General features: G+C 65.6%; 8 protein-coding genes. 4 read left to right on the top strand and 4 right to left on the bottom strand.

Going from position 1 to position 18452, the window contains the following annotated elements; genetic code table 11:
- Positions 1 to 143: 143 nt before the first annotated feature.
- Positions 144 to 9284 (bottom strand): retention module-containing protein, encoded by a 9141-nt coding sequence (locus tag ACYCAX_RS20560; RefSeq protein ID WP_460248722.1) that lies wholly within the window; start codon positions 9282 to 9284, stop codon positions 144 to 146.
- A 548-nt stretch (positions 9285 to 9832) separates the two neighbouring features.
- On the opposite strand from ACYCAX_RS20560, the gene ACYCAX_RS20555 reads away from it, so the two are divergent.
- The 3 genes from ACYCAX_RS20555 (at position 9833) to ACYCAX_RS20545 (ending at position 14822) form a co-directional block, all read left to right on the top strand.
- A complete protein-coding gene (locus tag ACYCAX_RS20555; RefSeq protein WP_442961253.1) occupies positions 9833 to 11122 on the top strand; it encodes a TolC family outer membrane protein in 1290 nt (429 codons plus the stop codon).
- A 179-nt stretch (positions 11123 to 11301) separates the two neighbouring features.
- A complete protein-coding gene (locus tag ACYCAX_RS20550; RefSeq protein ID WP_460248761.1) occupies positions 11302 to 13464 on the top strand; it encodes a type I secretion system permease/ATPase in 2163 nt (720 codons plus the stop codon).
- Positions 13465 to 13469: 5 nt separating this feature from the next.
- Entirely contained in the window at positions 13470 to 14822 is a 1353-nt protein-coding gene (locus tag ACYCAX_RS20545) for an HlyD family type I secretion periplasmic adaptor subunit (protein WP_015476382.1), read from the top strand.
- Between the two features lie 104 nt (positions 14823 to 14926).
- On the opposite strand, the gene soxR is transcribed toward ACYCAX_RS20545, so the two are convergent.
- Complete coding sequence (gene soxR / locus ACYCAX_RS20540; RefSeq protein ID WP_460248721.1) at positions 14927 to 15388, bottom strand: redox-sensitive transcriptional activator SoxR; 462 nt, start codon at positions 15386 to 15388, stop codon at positions 14927 to 14929.
- Positions 15389 to 15461: 73 nt separating this feature from the next.
- Between soxR and ACYCAX_RS20535 the strand changes: the two genes are divergently transcribed.
- Positions 15462 to 15818 (top strand): antibiotic biosynthesis monooxygenase, encoded by a 357-nt coding sequence (locus ACYCAX_RS20535; RefSeq protein WP_294971649.1) that lies wholly within the window; start codon positions 15462 to 15464, stop codon positions 15816 to 15818.
- 110 nt (positions 15819 to 15928) lie between these two features.
- Here ACYCAX_RS20535 and ACYCAX_RS20530 read toward each other — a convergent pair whose 3' ends face one another.
- Entirely contained in the window at positions 15929 to 16372 is a 444-nt protein-coding gene (locus ACYCAX_RS20530; protein WP_460248720.1) for an acetyltransferase, read from the bottom strand.
- A 178-nt stretch (positions 16373 to 16550) separates the two neighbouring features.
- Positions 16551 to 18161, bottom strand: a complete 1611-nt coding sequence (locus tag ACYCAX_RS20525; RefSeq protein ID WP_460248719.1) for an ABC-F family ATP-binding cassette domain-containing protein — start codon at positions 18159 to 18161, stop codon at positions 16551 to 16553.
- Positions 18162 to 18452: the final 291 nt, after the last annotated feature.

The following is an 18452-nucleotide window of genomic DNA, read 5'->3' as shown; positions in this document are numbered from 1 at the left end:
GTGTGCCCCGAGCATAGGCGGCAGTGAGGACGCAGGGCGACGATCATTCACCAGCCGTATAGCCCTGCCCCCAGCCTCGTTGGGCGGGGCACGAACGAAACCGCCGCCCGGAGGCGGCGGTTTCGAGGGTGGGACAACGGCGATCAGACGGTGTCGGTCTTGATCACATGGTCGCCCAGCAGGCCGTTGAGCACCTGGTGGGTGTCCCCCGCCGAGAGCACGCCGTTGCCGACATGGCCCGCGTACTTGGCGGAGAGATCGACGTTGGCCAGGTCGATGGTCTGGGTGGCGGAACCGCCACTGGTTGGGCTGACGCCGATGCTGGTGGTGCCGGATGTGACCGAGAAGCTCAGGTACTGCGAGAGCGAGTCGGCGGTGGGCAGCGCGCCCTGCAGCAGGTCGGCCAGGTTCAGCGTGTCGCCCTCGGCGATGCTGAAGTCCTTGATCACGTCGTGGCCGGTATCGCCGGATTTCCAGATGAACTCGTCCGCGCCGGTACCGCCATACAGGATGTCGTCGCCCGGCCCTCCGATCAGCTTGTCGTTGCCGCCCTGGCCGAACATCAGGTCGTTGCCGGCGCCGCCTTCGAGGATGTCATTGCCGCCGCGGGTGTCACCGGCGACGTTGAACTGATCCGCGTGCTGGACGATGTAGTTGCTCAACTGCGCCACTGTCGGCGCGCTGCCATTGGTGGCCGTCAGGTAGTCCACCAGTGCCTGGAAGCCCTGGCCGTTGTGGGTTCCTGCGGCATGTCCGGCCCAGGACAACTGGTCGGTGTTGATCACATCGCCGAACAGGATGTCGTTGCCGGCCCCACCAACTAGATGGTCGTTGCCCACGGTGACCGGCGTGCTGGTGCTGAAGCCTTCCTGCAACGCCGCCTGCAGCTGTTCGGCGGTGTTGATGACCTGCGGCTGGCCCACCGAGTTGGTGATGTTCTGGCCATCCACGTTGATCGTGCCGCTGCCGGTGGTATCGGTGTTGTCGAAGAACTTCAGGTAGTTGCTGTTGATACCGTTGCCGATACCGATGGCGTTGACGTCCACCGCGTTGGCGCCGGTGAGCGCGCCAGCGCCGTGGAGCATGTCGTGGCCAGAGCTCAGCGCGACGCTGATGTCATTGAAGTTGGTGGTGTCGCCACTGCCGTTGTAGCCGTTCCACACCGTGGGGTTACCGTCGGTGAGGAAGAACGCGAGGTTGACGTAGCCGTGAGCGGCGTCGGCGTGATTGACGCTGACCTGGGTGTTGAACCAGGCCGAGGCCTTCTGCATGGCATCGTCGTAGTTGGTCGCACCGTTGGCGCTGAGGGAGTTGATCGCGGCGATCAGCAGCGTCACGTTGGCCGTGGTCAGGCCATTGAAGCTGACGCTCTTGGCGCTGTCGGCGAAGGACACCAGGTTGACGTTGATGACCCCGTCATGCCCCTTGATGGTGTTGACCAGGTTGATCAGCGCGTTCTTCGCCAGGGCCATGCGTGACATGCCGCTGCCCGACGGGTCGACCATGCTGCCGGAGGTGTCGACGATCAGCGAGATGTTGTAGTTCTTGCCCGGCTGGGTATAGACCGACACGCCACCCGGATCGCCGATCAGCACGTCGCTGCCGCCACCGCCGCTGATGGTCCCGGATTTGTCCACGTCCTGCGGGTTGGGCAGGGTGTGCTGGGTGCTGGAGCCATCGTTGTCGCTGCTGTTGCTGCCCACCACCAGCAGGGGCTGGGGCGTACTCAGGTCCAGGCAGAGGTTGAGCGAAGTGCTGTCGCCATCGCCGTCGGTGATGCCCAGGTGGAAGTCCAGGTCCACGTCATCGGGCAGGACCGATTGGCCGGCGGAGACGCTGACCACGCGGTAGTCACCGCTGTTGCTGCTCAGCACGACGGTATTGAAGCCGCCCTCGGAGAGCTGGAAGGCCGAACCACTGGTGAAGTGGCCATCGGTCAGCAGGTTGAAGGAGATCGAGCTGTTCTCGCCATAGCCGGCCGGCGGCGAGAAGGTGCCGGTCGCCAGTACCACACCGCCTTCGCCAAGCACTTTCCAGCTCAGCACATCGCTGGTGGAGAGTTTCTGCACATCGAAGCTGGCGTCGTAGATCTTCTCGCTGAAGGCGATGTTGAGATTCTCACCGGGGGTGATGAGGTTGTTGCCGCCCACGCCCATGCCGTTGTCGGACGGGTTCACATTGCCGTTGGGGCTGGTGAAGACCACCGACAGGCCATCGGACGTCAGGGTGATCGAAGGCCGCGGACCGCCGGCGGAGACCTGGGTCAGGTCGTATTCCACCGTGGAGATCGGCCGCGAATTGAGCACCTCGAAGCTGTAGGTACCATCGGCGTCGACCTTGAGGACGAAGAAGGCCTCGTTGGAACCGTCATAGGCGGTCAGCTGCGAGCCGCCACCGGGCAGTTGGGTGACCACGTAGGTCAGGCCGTCCGGCGCGGTGTTGCCGCTCAGGTCGAATGCACCGAGCCCGTCGCCGCCGAAGCTGACGTCGAGCGTGCCGTTGAGCACGAAGCCCTGCACGTCGGAGACGTCCTGACACGGCGGCTCGCTGTGCACCACCGGCAGGTCGTCCTGCACGTTGATCACCAGCGAACCGCTGCCCAGGCTGACCGGATCGCCGTCTCCATCGGTGGCCTTGATCAGTCCACCGAGGTTGAGCGAAAGCTGCTCCGCGTCACTGCCATTGTGCAGCGGATGGTCCAGCGGACCAGAGAGCTTGAACTCGTAGTTGCCCGCCGCATCCAGCGACAGGGTGAAGATGGTCTGGGTACCGGCCGTAGCAGTCAGCAGGTTGCCGACCACGCTATAGGCAAGCGCCAAGCCTCCGGAGGTCAGGTGCTGCGAGGTCAGCGAGGAGTAGTCGCCGGTCAGCGAGAAGGCACCGGGGCCGTCCGCGCCGAAGTTCACCAGGCCGGAGAGCGAGCCCTTGGCCACAGTGGTATCGCCGGCGCCGTCGGGGTTGCCGTGGGGCAATGCATCCTCCATCACTTGGCCGGTCACGCTGCCATTGGCGACAAGCACCGGGCCGTCGTCGTTGAACACCAGCTTGCCGCCCAGATCAATGCTGGCCGATTTCTGGTCGCCGTCGCCATCAGTGATGGTCGCCACCAGGGATATCTTGTCGCCCAGCAGGCTGACCGAGTCGTTGGGGGTGGTGGTGTCAACGTGCTTGAGCGCCAGTTGCTGGTCGAGCTTCAGCTCGCCGGTGGTGGCATTCAGCGTCACGCTGAAGGCGGTCGCGCCATTGATGTCGCCGACCCGGCCTTCGACCTGGGTGGCGCTGACCCGCACCAGCACGATGTCGGTGCCGTCGGTGGTCTGCACGCCGCTGAGGTCGCCGGTGGTGGCGGTCAGGCTGTAGCTCACGCTGCCGCCGTCGGCGCCGGTGGTGGCGCTGAAGGCGCCGCTGAAGTTGGCGGTGGCGTCGGTGGCCAGCGCCGTTTCATCCACCGTCAGCGTCGGCGCTTTGCCGACATCGGCGCTGATGCTCGGGGCATCGTCGTGGAATACCAGTTTGCTGCCCAGGTCGATGGAGGCGCTCTGGCTGTCACCGTCCTTGTCGGTGATGGTGCCGGTCAGGCTGATCTTGCCGCTGGCGATGCTCAGCGTTTCATCGTCGTTGCTGCTGTCAGGATGGATGAACGCCATGCGCTGATCGAGGGTCAGCGCCCCCCCATCGAGACGAACCACGAAGGCGATGGCGCCGCTGCCTTCGACCTTGCCGACCACGCCATTGCCGTCGTTGAACAGCAGGATGCGCGCGCCGCTGGCGGTTTCGCGCAGGCCGCTGTCGGTACCGTCCACGGTGGTGACCTTATAGGTGATCGAGCCGGCCCCGTCAGCGCCGAAGTCCGCGGTGAACAGGTTGGCCACCAGGGGCGCTTCGACGCGCGCGTCGCTGGCGAGGTTGGACTCGTCCACTTCCAGGCGGATATCGGCGTCGGTGCACGGCTCGATGTGCGGGCCGTCGTCGAGGAAGGTCAGCTTGCTGCCCAGGTCCACGCTGGCCGACTCGTGGTCGCCGTCGCCATCGGTGATGGTCGCGGTGAGGGCGATCTTGCCGGTACCGATACCCAGCGGATCATTGGCATCGGTGGTCACCGGATGCACCAGCGCGCGTTGCTGATCGAGGGTGATTGCGCCGTTGTTGACGGTCACGCTGAACGCCACCTGACCGCTGCCGTCCACGCGGCCTTCGACGCCGTTGGCGGTGTTGAAGAGGAAGATCTTGTTACCGGTAGCAGTGTCCTTCAGGCCGCTGTCGGTGCCGTCGGTGGTGGTGATCTTGTAGGTGATCGCGCCGGCACCGTCATTGCCGAAGTGGCTGGTGAACAGCGCCGCGACGTCGTTCGCCGAAGCCTTGTCGTCGACCGCCAGTTTCGTCTCATCCACCGTCAGGCGGATATCCGCGTCGGTGCACGGTTCGATGTGCGGGCCATCGTCGTAGAACACCATCTTGCTACCCAGGTCGACCTGGGCCGAGGCCTTGTCGCCGTCGCCATCGACGATCGTGGCGGTGAGGGTGATCTTGCCGCTGTCCAGGCGCAACGGATCATCGGAGTCGCTGGTGTCGGGGTGCTTGAGCGCCAGGCGCTGGTCGAGCATGAGCGCGCCGTTGTCCTCGCTGACCACGAAGGCGACCGCACCACTGCCCTGTACGCGGCCTTCCACGGTGCCGTTGACGTTGTAAAGCAGAATGGCATCGCCCTGAGTGGTCTTCAGGCCACTGTCAGTTCCATCCACAGTGCTGACCTTGTAGGTGATGCCACCAGCGCCGTCGGCGCCGAAGTGCGACTCGAACAGCCGCGAAACCAGGCTGGACTCGACGCGTGCGTCGTTGTCGAGGTTGGACTCGTCCACTTCCAGGCTGATGTCGTAGATGCTCGACGGGGCGATGCTGGGGCCATCGTCGAGGAAGGTCAGGCTGCTGCCCAGATCGATATGGGCGCTGGCGCTATCGCCATCCTTGTCGGTAATGGTGGCGGTGAGGGTGACCTGGCCGCTCAAGCTCAGTGCATCATCGGCATCGCTGGTATCCGGATGCACCATCGCGCGCAGCTGTTCCAGGGTGACCTTGCCGTCGCCATCCACGGATACGCGGAAGGCCACGGTATCGGTGCCCTGCAGGCGGCCTTCGATGCCGTTGGCAGTGTTGTACAGATAGACCTTCTGCCCGGTCTCGGTGTCCTTGAACCCGCTGTCGCTATTGTCGGCCCCGGCCAGTTTGTAGGTAATGGAACCGGCGCCATCGGCACCGAAGTGGGTGGTGAACAGGTCGGCCACCGAAGCGCTGCTGGTGTCGGGCACGCCGAGGTGGGTCTCGTCCACGGTCAGCTTGATGTCCGCATCGTTGCAGGGCTCGATGCTCGGGCCATCGTCGAGGAAGGTCAGCTTGCCGCTCAGGTCGATGTGGGCCTGGGCGCTGTCGCCGTCCTTGTCGGTGATGGTCGCGGTGAGGGTCACACTGCCCGTGGCGAGGCTGACGCCTTCGTTATTGTCGCCAGGAGTCGGGTGCACGACAGCGCGCACCTGGTCGAGGGTGATCTTGCCATCCTGCCCCAGGGTCACGCGGAAGGCGACGGTGCCGTCTTCCCCACCCACGCGACCTTCCACACCGTTGGCGGTGTTGAACAGGAATATCTTGCTGCCGGTCGCCGTGTCCTTCAGGCCGCTGTCGGTGTTGTCGTTGGTCTCGACCTTGTAGGTGATCGCGCCCGCGCCGTCGTTGCCGAAGTGCGCGGTGAACAGGTCGGACACCGTGGCGGAACTGGTGGCATCGACGTTCAGGTGGGTCTCATCCACCGTCAGCTTGATGTCCACGTCCTCGCACGGCGCGATGCTCGGACCGTCGTCGAGGAAGGTCAGCTTGCTGCCCAGGTCGATTTTCGCCGAGGAGCTGTCGCCGTCCTTGTCGGTGATGGTGGCGGTCAGGGTCAGGGTGTTCGCATCGAGGCTGACCCCTTCGTTGTTGTCACCCGGAGTCGGATGCACGACGGCGCGCACCTGGTCGAGGGTGATCTTGCCGTCCTGGCCCAGGGTCACGCGGAAGGCGACCGCGCCGTTCTCGCCACCGACCCGGCCTTCTACACCGCTGGCGGTGTTGAACAGGAAGATCTGGTCACCGCTGGCCGTGTCCTTCAGGCCGCTATCGGTGTTGTCCTCGGTCTCGATCTTGTAGGTGATCTGCCCCGGACCATCGGCACCGAAGTGCGCGGTGAACAGGTCGGAAACACTGGCAGTGCTGGTGGCATCCAGGTTCAGGGTGGATTCATCCACGCTCAGTTGGAGGTCATGAGCGGTGTTCGGCGTGATGCTCGGACCATCGTCGAGGAAGGTCAGCTTGCCGCCCAGGTCGATCGAGGTGGTCGCGCTGTCGCCGTCCTTGTCGGTGATGATCGCGCTGAGGGCGATCTTGCCGGCCAGGTTCAGCGAATCATTGGGATCACTGGTGTCGGAATGCACCAGCGCGCGCAGTTGCTCCAGGGTGACCTTGCCGTCCGGTCCGAGGGTCACGCGGAAGGCAGTTTCGCCGCTGGTTTCCAGGCGCCCTTCCACTCCATTGGCGGTGTTGAAGAGGATTACCCGCTGGCCACTGGCGGTATCGGTCAGGCCGCTGTCAGTGTTGTTGGCGGCTTCGATCTTGTAGGTGATCGACCCTTCGCCATCGGCGCCGAACTGGCCGTTGAACAGCTCGGCCACCGAGCCAGTGCTGGTCGCCGGTTGGCCCAGGGTGGTTTCGTCCACGCTCAGGTGCAGGTCGCCGCCTTCGATGGGCGCGATGCGCGGGCCGTCGTCGAGGAAGGTCAGCTTGCTGCCCAGGTCGAGCCCGGCGCTCTGATGGTCGCCATCGGCGTCGGTCACGGTAGCGGTCAGGCTGATCTTGCCGGCACCCAGGCTCAGCGGATCATTGGAGTCGGTGTTGTCGGGGTGCACCAGCGCACGGACCTGGTCCAGGGTGATCTTGCCGTCCTGCCCGAGGGTCACGCGGAAGGCGACTTCGCCATTCACGCCCCCCACGCGGCCTTCAACGCCGCTGGCGGTGTTGAACAGGAAGATCTGGCTGCCAGTGGCGGTGTCTTTCAGGCCGCTGTCGGTGTTGTCCTGGGTCTCGACCTTGTAGGTGACCGAGCCGGCACCGTCAGCGCCGAACTGGGCGTTGAACAGATCGGCCACCGAACCGGTGCTGGTGGCGTTCTGACCGAGGTCGGACTCGTCCACCGTCAGGTGCAGGCCTTCGGTGCTACCCACGGAAATGCTCGGGCCGTCGTCGAGGAAGGTCAGCTTGCTGCCCAGGTCGAGCCCGGCGCTCTGATGGTCGCCATCGGCGTCGGTCACGGTGGCGGTCAGGCTGATCTTGCCGGCACCGATGCTGAGCGGGTCGTTGGAGTCGGTGTTGTCCGGGTGTACCAGGGCACGGACCTGGTCGAGGGTGATCTTGCCGTCCTGCCCGAGGGTCACACGGAACGCAACTTCACCGTTCACGCCGCCCACGCGGCCTTCCACGCCGCTGGCGGTGTTGAACAGGAAGATCTGGCTGCCGGTGGCGGTGTCTTTCAGGCCGCTGTCGGTGTTGTCCTGGGTCTCGACCTTGTAGGTGATCGAGCCGGCGCCGTCCGCGCCGAACTGCGCATTGAACAGGTCGCCTGCCGCCACGCTGCTGGTGGCGTCGGTCCCCAGGGCGGACTCGTCCACCGTCAGGTGCAGGCCTTCGGTGTTGCCCACGGCAATGCTCGGACCGTCGTCGGTGAAGCTGACACGACCGCCGAGGTCCAGCGAGCTGCTGGAGGAAACGCTGTCGCTATCACGGTCGGTTACCGTCAGGTTGCCCTGCAGTTGCACCAGGCCGGAATCGAGCACGGCATTCTGGCTGGCGTAGTTGCCGTCGCTGCCCGGTAGCCCGTGGTCCACGGCGCTGAACTGGGTCAGGGTGACCACACCGGTATCGCCGTTCACCGACAGGCTGAAGATGGTGTTCTCGCCGGTGATGCCAGCGGCGCTGGCGGAGGTGGAAGCGACGATGGCGCCGCCCACGCTGTACAGGTAGATGGTCGCGCCGCCACTGGTCAGGCCCGAGTCGCTGCCGTTGCCGCTCACCAGGTTCAGGTTGTAGCTGAGCTGGGTGGTGCCGGCACCGTCGCCGCCATAGTTGGCCGTCACCTGGAAGGCCGAGCTGTAATCAGCGGTGGAGGTGTCGAAGGCAGCACCAGCGGTGTTGGCGTCATGGGTCTGCAGCAGGACGTCCACGCCAATGTCGGCGGACAGGCTGGCCTGCGGCGCATCGTCAACGATGCCCACGGTCAGCGTGCCGTTGGCCGGGGTGCCGTTGCCGTCGGTGATGGTGTAGGGGATATCGAAGTTCAGGGTGTCTTCGGAACCCTTGACCGGGTGATCCACCGGCTGCAGCAGGGTGACCTCGAAGGCACCGGTGTTGATATCGGTGAGGGTCACGGTGAAGACCGGCGTGCCATTGGCGCTGCCGGTAAGCACATGACCATCGGGGCTGACGCTATAGGTGATGGCGACGCCACCGGAGGTCAGGCTGGGCAGCCCTGCGGTGCCCCAGGAGAAGCTGCCAACGCCATCTGGCCCGAAGCTGTAGCCCAGGGTGCCGGAGTGGGTCGCCCCCTCCCCCACACCATCGGGAATACCACCGGGCAGGCCGGCCTCGAACACATTGGCGCCACCAGGGCCACTGGGGCCGGCGCTCGGCACGCCATCTGGCGGGACCACGGGCGGTTCGGCCTCGAGGCGTACATCCGGGGTGCCGTCGAACTCACGCAGGGGCAAGGGCCCGGACCCGATGGGCCCGGTCGGGAAGCCGATGGTCGGGTCGATATGCCCGCCCACTTCGGTCAGCAGCACGAAGGAGTGTCCGCCGCCGGGCTTGCCGCTGGAGGCGCTGCCGGCGCTCGGGCCGGCGGCCGTGGCTTCGGCCGCCTGGGTCGGGTCCACGCCGGCGGCGATCGCGGCTTGCAGGGCCTTCACATCCGTGACGTCCTGCTGGCTCGGCGCTACCGGCTGCTGGGCAACGGATTGCTGGTCGCCACCGTCCGACTGGTGAGCGGCAGCCTGCAGTTGCGCGGTCATCGGCAGAGAGCTGTCGCGCCCGAGCACGATTTCGCCTCCGCCGGCGACCCGCAGCGCCACCGAGCCATTGGCGCCAGTGACCAGCTGTTCGCCAACGAACACCTTGTCTCCCTGGCCCAAAGGACGACGCGATCCATCGGCGGCTACCGCAAACACTTCGCCGACCACTTTACTGACGACACCCATCAACGTAGCCATGAGTCCTTCCTCCGCTCCACTGCCAACACCGGTTCCACCGGCACGCAGGTATCCGAAACAGGCCAAGGCACGCATGTATTCGGATGTTGCGAAGAAAGTTGCGAAGGGTGCGAAAAGGACTGGTAGCGCTTCAGCATCAAAAAGCCAGCGACAATTTTTTGTCATTCTGACGACGCTTTTTCTTGTCCTTCTGCCGTAGTCCCCGCCCTAACTGCTACAAACCGTACCTGGCTTCGTTTGCAAGCGCCGTCACCGCCCATACCCAGGAAATACCGGGGCTTGCTGGCATAAACAATGTGCTGCTTTTCAGATGTGTCATAAGACTTTTTCCGAATAACTCATGTGAGAAATTCTTCTGAGCTTTCCAAAAAGTTGTTCTTAGCTGTGATGTTACAGGCGTGAAACGCTTGATAAGAGAAAAAAGCCAATAAATTGGCGACTAAAGAGCATCGAAGTAAGAGAACACCAGGAGCAAAGCCATGCGCAGTCGTAACGCGGCACTATGGAGCGGTGTATTTATGGCAGTGTCTTGCGCTCATGGGCAGGCCATGACGCTGACCGAAGCTATACAAAGTACGCTGCAATACCACCCGGAGATCAGTCAGAGCGTGAACAGCCGCCTGACCGCGGACGAGGAACTCAAGTTTGCCAGGGGCGGCTATCTGCCAACGGTCGATCTGCTGCTCGGCTACGGCCGAGAAAACACCGACAGCCCATCCACCCGCGCCATCGGCGACCACAACGACGAAACCATGAACCGCGGCGATGCCGAAATCCGCCTGCGGCAAATGCTGTTCGACGGTTTCGGCACCCCCAACGAAGTCAAGCGCAACGAAGCCAACGTCAACTCCAAGGCATTTCGGATCCTCGGCACCTCCGAGACCGCAGCCCTGCGCACCGTCGAGGTCTACCTCGAAGTGCTCAAGCGCCGCGAAATGGTGACCCTGGCGAAGAACAACCTGCAGGCTCACGAACGCATCGGCGACCAGATCCGCCTGCGCAGCGAGCGCGGCGTGGGCAGTACCGCCGACAACGACCAGGCCATCGCCCGTCTGGCCCTGGCGCAGAACAACCTCTACACCGAAGAGGTGAACCTGGCGGACGCCGAGGCCAACTTCTACAGCGCCACCGGCAAGATGCCGGACCAGTTGGAGTCGCCCTCCACCGTCAAGGCGGAGATGCCCGCGGACCTGCTGTCGGCGCGCCAGACGATGGTCAGCGAAAACCCGCTGCTCAAATCCGCCCAGGCCGACGTCAATGCCGCGGAGAGCCAGTACGAGGCCGCCAAGGCGCCCTTCTATCCACGCTTCGACCTGGAGTTGGCCAAGGCCGCCAACAACAACGTCGACGGTGACGAAGGCCACTACAACTACTGGGAAGCCCAGGTGGTGATGCGCTACAACCTGTTCAACGGGATGCGCGACAAAGCCCACCTGAACGCCACCACCCACCAGATCGACGAGTCCAAGGACATCCGCAACAACGCCCTGCGCCTGCTCAACGAGAACCTCTCGCTGGCCTGGGACGCGATGGAAAACGCGCGCAAGCAGACCCAGCCCGCCCGCGAGTACGCCGACTACACCCGCAAGGTGCGCGAGGCGTATCAGCAGCAGTTCACCCTGGGCCAGCGCACCCTGCTCGACCTGCTCGACAGCGAGAACGAACTGTTCACCGCCAACCGCCGCTACACCGACGTGCGCTACACCGAGGAGTTCTCGATGTACCGCGTGCTCTCCAGCATGGGCGCGCTGCTCAAGTCGCAGCGGGTGGTCGTTCCGCACGAGTCGGTTGCACTCTCGGATGTGAAGAACGAGGCACGCCTGCCTGATCTGAAATAAGAAAGTCGCTCGCGACCGTCCTCCGTGCCCCGTGCCATCCGGCAACGGGGCGGCGGCCGTGCAGCGATACGACAGGGCACGGAGCCGTCGTGCGGCGACATGCCGGCGCACCTCGCGGGTGTCGGCCGGCGCGCAGCGACGTCAGGCGGCGACGCGGCCCGGGAGGAAGTAGCGTGACCATGATCATCCAGGAGCGCAGCACATCCGCGCCCGGCGACCCACGCCTGAGCCATGACGATCCCCTGCTCGACGGCCTGCTGATTCTCTGCCGCCTGCACGGCTGCGCGGTCAGCCGCAACAGCCTGTCCGCCGGCCTGCCGCTGCACGACCAGTGCCTGTCCGCCAGCCTGCTGCCCCGCGCGGCGGCCCGCGCCGGGTTGCAGGGCCGCCTGCTGCGCCGCGAGCTGAAAAGCATCTCCAACCTCAACCTGCCGGTGCTGCTGCTGCTCAACGACGGGCGCAGCGCGGTGCTGCGCCAATGGCGCGACGACGGCCAGGCGCTGATCCTGCCGTGCGAAACCGAAGGCGGCGAGCAGTGCGTCAACGCCGACGAGCTGGCCGCCCAGTACAGCGGCCAGGCCTTGTTCGCCCGCCCGCGCCACGAACTGGAAGCCGCGCGCAAGCCGCTGGTGCCGCGGGTCGAAGCCTGGTTCCGCGACACCTTGAGTCTGTCGCGCTGGCTCTATACCGACGCGCTGGTGGCCAGCCTGCTGATCAACCTGCTCGGCATGCTGGTGCCGCTGTTCGTCATGCAGACCTACGACCGCGTGGTGCCCAACCAGGCGCTCTCGACCCTCTGGGTGCTGGCCGTCGGCCTGCTGCTGGGCACGATGTTCGAGCTGCTGCTGCGGGTACTGCGCTCCAACCTGCTGGACATGGCCGGCAAGAAGACCGACGTGGTGCTTTCGGCGACCCTGTTCGAACGCATCACCGGCATGTCGATGGTGGCCAAGCCCGAGACGGTCGGCGGCTTTGCCCAGAGCATCCACGACTTCCAGGGACTGCGCGAATTTCTCACCGCCCTGACCCTGACCAGCCTGATCGACCTGCCCTTCTCCCTGCTGATGATCCTGGTCATCGGCCTGCTCGGCGGCTGGCTGATCGCGATCCCGCTGCTGGCCTTCCCGATCACCATCGTCTTCGCCCTGATCATCCAGAGCCGCCTGCGCGACACGGTACAGAAGAGCCTGACCCTGGGCGCCGAGCGCCAGGCGCTGCTGATCGAAACCCTCGGCGGCCTGGAAACCCTCAAGGCCTGCGGCGCCGAGAGCGAGCGCCAGTACCGCTGGGAAACCACCCACGGCGCCCTGGCGCGGCTGGACAACCACGCCCGCTTCCTCTCCGCGCTGGCCACCAACGGCACCCTGTTCCTCCAGCAGTTCGCCGGCATGGCGATGATCTGTGCCGGGGTCTACAGCATCCTCGACGGCAATCTCAGCGTCGGCGCGCTGGTCGCCAGCTACATGCTCAACAGCCGCGTGCTCGCCCCTCTGGGACAGATCGCCGGGCTGATCACCCGCTACCAGCAGGCGCGCCTGACCATGACCAGCACCGACGCGCTGATGGCCCTGCCGCAGGAGCGCCAGCCGCGCCAGCGCCCGCTGGAGCGCACGCAACTGCACGGCGCCCTGGAAGTCCGCCAGCTCAGCTTCAGCTACCAGGGCCAGAGCACCCCGGCGCTGAACCACATCGGCCTGCGCCTGGCTCCCGGCGAGAAGGTCGGCATCATCGGCAAGAGCGGCTCCGGCAAGAGCACCTTCGGCCGCCTGCTGATGGGCTTCTACCATCCCGACGAAGGACAGATCCTGCTCGACGGCCTGGACCTGCGGCAGATCGACGTCGCCGACCTGCGCCAGCAGATCGGCTACGTCGCCCATGACCTGCCGCTGCTGGCCGGCAGCCTGCGCGACAACCTGACCCTCGGCGCCCGCTACATCAGCGACGCGCGGATGCTGGAAGTCGCCGAACTGACCGGCGTCAGCGAGCTGGCCCGGCAGCACCCGCTGGGCTTCGACCGCCCGGTGGGCGAGCGCGGCCAACTGCTTTCCGGCGGCCAGCGCCAGGCCGTGCTGATGGCCCGCGCGCTGCTGCTCGACCCACCGATCCTGCTGCTCGACGAACCCACCAGCGCGATGGACAACAGCAGCGAGGAGATCCTGCGCAAGCGCCTGCACGAGGCCTGCCGCGACAAGACCCTGCTGCTGGTCACCCACCGCACCTCGATGCTCAGCCTGGTCGACCGCCTGCTGGTGCTCGACAGCGGCCGCATCGTCGCCGACGGCCCGAAAGACGCGGTCATCGAAGCATTGCGCAAGGGCCACGTCGGCCCGGCAGCGGGGTAATCGCCATGCAGTTCTCGCAATCGATCCGCAACTACCTGGGCGGCAGCGGCGCCCGCGACACCGAGTTCATGCCCGAGGTCCAGGGTACCTTGCTGGAAGACTCGCCCAACGCCACCCGCATCACCCTGTGGTCCGCGCTGGCGCTGCTGGTGGTGGCCGTCACCTGGGCCTACTTCGCCGACATCGAGGAAGTCACCAAGGGCGAAGGCAAGGCCATCCCCTCCTCCAAGGTGCAGACCATCCAGAACCTGGAGGGCGGCATCGTCTCGGAGATCTTCGTCCGCGATGGCCAGGTGGTGGAAAAGAACCAGCCGCTGCTGCGCCTGGACGACACCCGCTTCGCCTCCAACAAGGGCGAGACCGAGGCCGATCGCAATTTCCTGGAAGCCCGCGTGGAACGTCTGAGCGCGGAGGTCGATGGCCGCCAACCCGCGTTCGCCGATGAACTGAAGAAGGACGCGCCGCAAGTGGTGGAAGACCAGTTGGCCCTCTACCAGACCCGCCAGCAGCGGCAGAACAGCGAGCTGAGCATCCTCCAGGAACAGCTGCGGCAGAAGACCCAGGAGCTTCAGGAGTTCCGCGCCAAGCAGCAGCAGTACCGCTCGAGCCTGGGCCTGGTGCAGCAGGAGATCAACATGTCCGAACCGCTGGTCAAGAGCGGCGCCGTCTCCCCCGTGGAACTGCTGCGCCTGCGCCGCAGCGCCGTGGAGATCAACGGCGACCTCAACGCCACCAGCCTGGCCATCCCCCGCGCGGAAGCGGCGGTGAATGAAATCCAGCGCAAGGTCGAGGAGTCGAAGCTTGGCTTTCGCAGCGACACGCTGAAGGAACTCAACGAGGCCCGCACCGAGCTCAACAAGCTCACCGCCACCAGCCGCGCCATCGACGACAAGGTCAACCGCACCCTGGTGGTTTCACCCATGCGCGGCATCGTCAAGCAGCTCAAGGTCAACACCATCGGCGGCGTGGTGCAGCCGGGCAGCGACATGGTGGAAATCGTCCCGTTGGAAGACAACCTGCTGGTGGAGGCCCGCGTGCGCCCGCAGGACATCGCCTTCCTCCATCCCGGCCAGCCGGCGACCGTGAAATTCACCGCCTACGACTACACCATCTACGGCGGGCTCAAGGCCAAGCTGGAACTGATCAGCGCCGACACCATCACCGACGACAAGGGCAACAGCTTCTACCTGATCCAGGTGCGCACCGACAAGAACCACCTGGGTACCGACGCCAAGCCGCTGCTGATCATCCCCGGCATGGTGGCGACGGTGGACATCATCACCGGCGAGAAAAGCGTGCTCGACTACATCCTCAAGCCGGTGCTGAAGGCACGCTGGGAGGCGTTGCGGGAGCGCTGAGTTTCATCGCCCCGGCCCCCGCTCGCGTAGCGCGAAGACCCCGCCACCGCACCCGTGCTGCCGAATGAACACCTGTAGGAGCGAGCTTGCTCGCGAACCCTCCATCACTCGTCGCCCCGCCAATGCGCCCCCGGCCCCTCCTCCGCCAGTCGATCCCCCGGATTGCGCAGCGGGCACGCCTCCATCGACAGGCAACCACACCCAATGCAGCCGCCCAGTTGATCGCGCAGCAACAACAGCTTCTCGATCCGCTCGTTCAGATCATTCCGCCAGCGCTCCGACAGCCGCGCCCAGTCCGCCGCCGTCGGACTATGGCCGCTGGGCAGCGAATCCAGCGCCTCGGCGATCTCGCCCAGGGGAATGCCAACCCGCTGCGCAACCTTGATCACCGCCACCCGGCGCAACGTATCGCGCGGATAGCGGCGTTGATTGCCGGCATTGCGGCGGCTGCTGATCAGCCCCTTGGCCTCGTAGAAATGCAGGGCCGACACCGCCACGCCGGCGCGTTGCGCCAGTTCGCCGACACTCAGCTCCCGATGGATCGGGCAGGAAGATGATTTTTTCATGGGCTCTTGACCTCAACTTAAGTTGAGGTTTTACCCTTGTCTGGCATTCGGTTCAAGACAGGAGCCAAGAACCATGACCCAGCCCGGCCCGATCCACGCCCATACCTGCGTGGACAATCCGCACTTCGTCCTGCAGATCGAGATCGACGTCACGCCACAGCAGCGCCCACACATCGCCGCGAAACTGGGTGATTACCTGGAACACCTCCAGCAACTGTTCCACCTGCATCCCGGCTACCTCGCCAGCGAACTGCACGCCGAAGGCGAATCCCAGCGCCTGATCGGCCGCCTGCACTGGCGCCGCCGGGAGGACTGGGAGGCCGCCTGGGATTGCCGCCACGCCGCCAGCGACCTGTTCGCCGACAGCCTGCTGAAGCTCGGTGCGCGGAGCATTCGCTTCGGCAGCGGCGAGACGGAACACAGCGCGTAGACCTGTTGTAGGAGCGAGCTTGCTCGCGAACCCGCTTGACTCCGGGCCTGCCGGAAAATCTGCTCGCGAGCAATAACGAAGGCGTCCCCCTCGCTCCTACGAAGAACCGCTTACGCCTCGTCCGGCAGGCCCATGTGCAGCAACGGGAACGGCCGCCCCTCGCCATCGGTGGGCGAACGACCGGTCTGGACGAAGCCGTAGTGCCGGTAGAACCCCACCGCCTGCGGGTTCTGTTCGTTGACATCGACGCTCAGCGCACCGCGCGCTTCACGCACGAAGTCCAGCAGCGCGCGGCCGATGCCCCGGCCACGCAGCTCCGGGTCGATGAAGAGCATTTCCACATGAGCCTCGTTGAGGCCGATGAAGCCCAACGGACGGTCCTCGGCATCCACCGCCACCCACACCTCGACAGCGGGCAGGTAGAGGTCGCGGACCAGGGGCAACAGGCCGTCGATATCGGACGCCTGGAGAAAGTGATGGGTGGCGCGCACGGCGCCCAGCCAGATGTCGAGCAGCCGCGGATTGTCCGCAGCGATGCGTTGGCGAATGAGCATGAATGCATCCTGATTCAGCGAATCACATAGGGATAGCACGCCACGAAAGGTGGCGGCCGTTGGAGCGTCGGCAGCATGAATGCCCGCTTCGCGATTCAACGCCTGGGCGGAACACGGCAGAGGCAGCCGGAAAGAGAGGGAGGTCGATCCTACCCAACCCTTCCCGGCCGGTAAAGCCTCACTCGACCCGCCAGTGCCAGCCGCCCTCCGCGCACTCCAGCCGTTCCTCCAGCTCCAGCCGGTCAAGAAACGCAGCGTCATGGGACACCACCAGCAGCGCTCCCCGGTATTGCCGCAGCAGGTTTTCCAGCGCCTCGCGGGACGGCAGGTCGAGGTGGTTGTCCGGCTCATCGAGCAACAGCAGTTGAGCCGGATGCTCGGCGTAGAGCTCGCACGCCAGCGCCGCCTTCAAGCGCTCGCCACCGCTGAGCAGACCGCTGGGCAGATCGACCCGCGTCACCGTCAGTCCCAGCTGCGCCAAGCGCGTACGCAGCACGGACGGGGCCGCCGTGCGGTTGCGCGCCTGCAACAGTTCCAGCACCGAGCGCGCGGGCAACAGCGCGGCGAGGTGCTGATCCAGATAAGCGCTGCGTACCTTCACGTCGCACGAGCCAGCGGCAGGGCCGAGCACGCCTGCGATCACCTTGAGCAGAGTCGACTTGCCGCTGCCGTTGCGCCCGGTTACCGCCACGCGGCGCGGGCCGTTCAACTGCCAGTCCAGCGGCGCTACATTGCCGAATGGCAGGCGCAGCGCCTCCAGCAGCAACACACCACGAGACTCGGGCAACTCGCAGGCCGGCGCATTCAGGACTACCGCGCTATCGTCGCGCAACTGCCCGAAAGCCTCCTGAACCTCCCGCGCCAGCTGTTCGCGGCGCTCGCCGTGCTGCGTGGCCAGGCGCGCGATGCTGGTCTGGCTGCGCTCCTTCTGCCGGTCGACCAGGATCTTCGCCTGGTTGGCTTGTTTCGCCTCCTTGCGCCCCTTCGCCTGTCGATGCTCCTGGCGCTCGCGCTGTTCCTGCATGGCGAGCTGCTGGCGATCACGTTCCAGCTTGCGCCGCTGCAATTCGCGCAGGGCGCTGTCCTGTTCCTGCTGGCGCATCTCGCGGTAGAAGGCGTGGCCCCCGGAGTAGCTGCGCAGGCCGGCGGACGACAGCTCGACGATGCGCTGCATGTCGTCCAGCAGCAGGCGGTCATGGCTGATCAGGATCAGCCCGCCGCGCCAGCGTTGCAGGTGCCCGCGCAGGGCTTCGCGGCCGACGCGGTCAAGGTGGTTGCTCGGCTCGTCGAGGATCAGCCAATCCGCCTCGCTGAGCCAGGCACCGAGCAACGCGACCCGCGTGCATTCACCGCCGCTGAGGCGCGCGGCGGGCGTATCCGGCGACAGGTGAGCGAGCCCGCTGGCGGCCAGTTCGGCTTCCAGGCGGGCCCGGATATCCCAATGGCCATCGAGCCGCTCGAAGTCAGCGGGATCGACGCCTCCCGCCTCGATACGAGCCAACGCATCCAGCAGCGGCTGCACGCCGGCCAGGTCGGCCACGCTGCGGAACGCCTGCGGCTCGATGCGCTGCGCCAGGTAGTGCGCCGGGCCGGAGCACAGGCAACGTCCGGCACTGGGCTGCAACTGGCCAGCCATGATCCGCGCCAGCATGGATTTGCCCACGCCATTGCGCCCGACCAGCGCGGTGCGGCGGTCATCGAAGGTTTCGTTGAGGTCGCTCAGCAACGACTCGCCGCTGGGCAATTGAAAGGAGACGCCTTGCAGCGCCAGGGTGAACGGGCTCGTCATGCGCAGTACCAGATTGATGCCGGAAATCCCCCGGGAACGGGCCAGGGAGGGAAAACGGGCCGTGAAACCACGGCGGCATCAATTGCGCATCGGACGAACACCTCGCGAAGGGGAATGAGGGGCGCAGTATAACGAGTCGACCGCAGCAAGCGAATCCGCCGGCCGGCCCGGCACATGCTTTTCGTAGGAGCGAGCTTGCTCGCGAACCCGCCTGACGCCGTCGTTGCCGGTACTCGTTCGCGAGCGAGCTCGCTTGTATGGCGTAGGGTAGGAGCCTGTCGGGGGGGGAGG

Source organism: Pseudomonas sp. MT3 (genome assembly GCF_054720805.1).
Note: the sequence above shows the minus strand (reverse complement) of the source record. Positions and strands in the feature narration are given on the sequence as shown.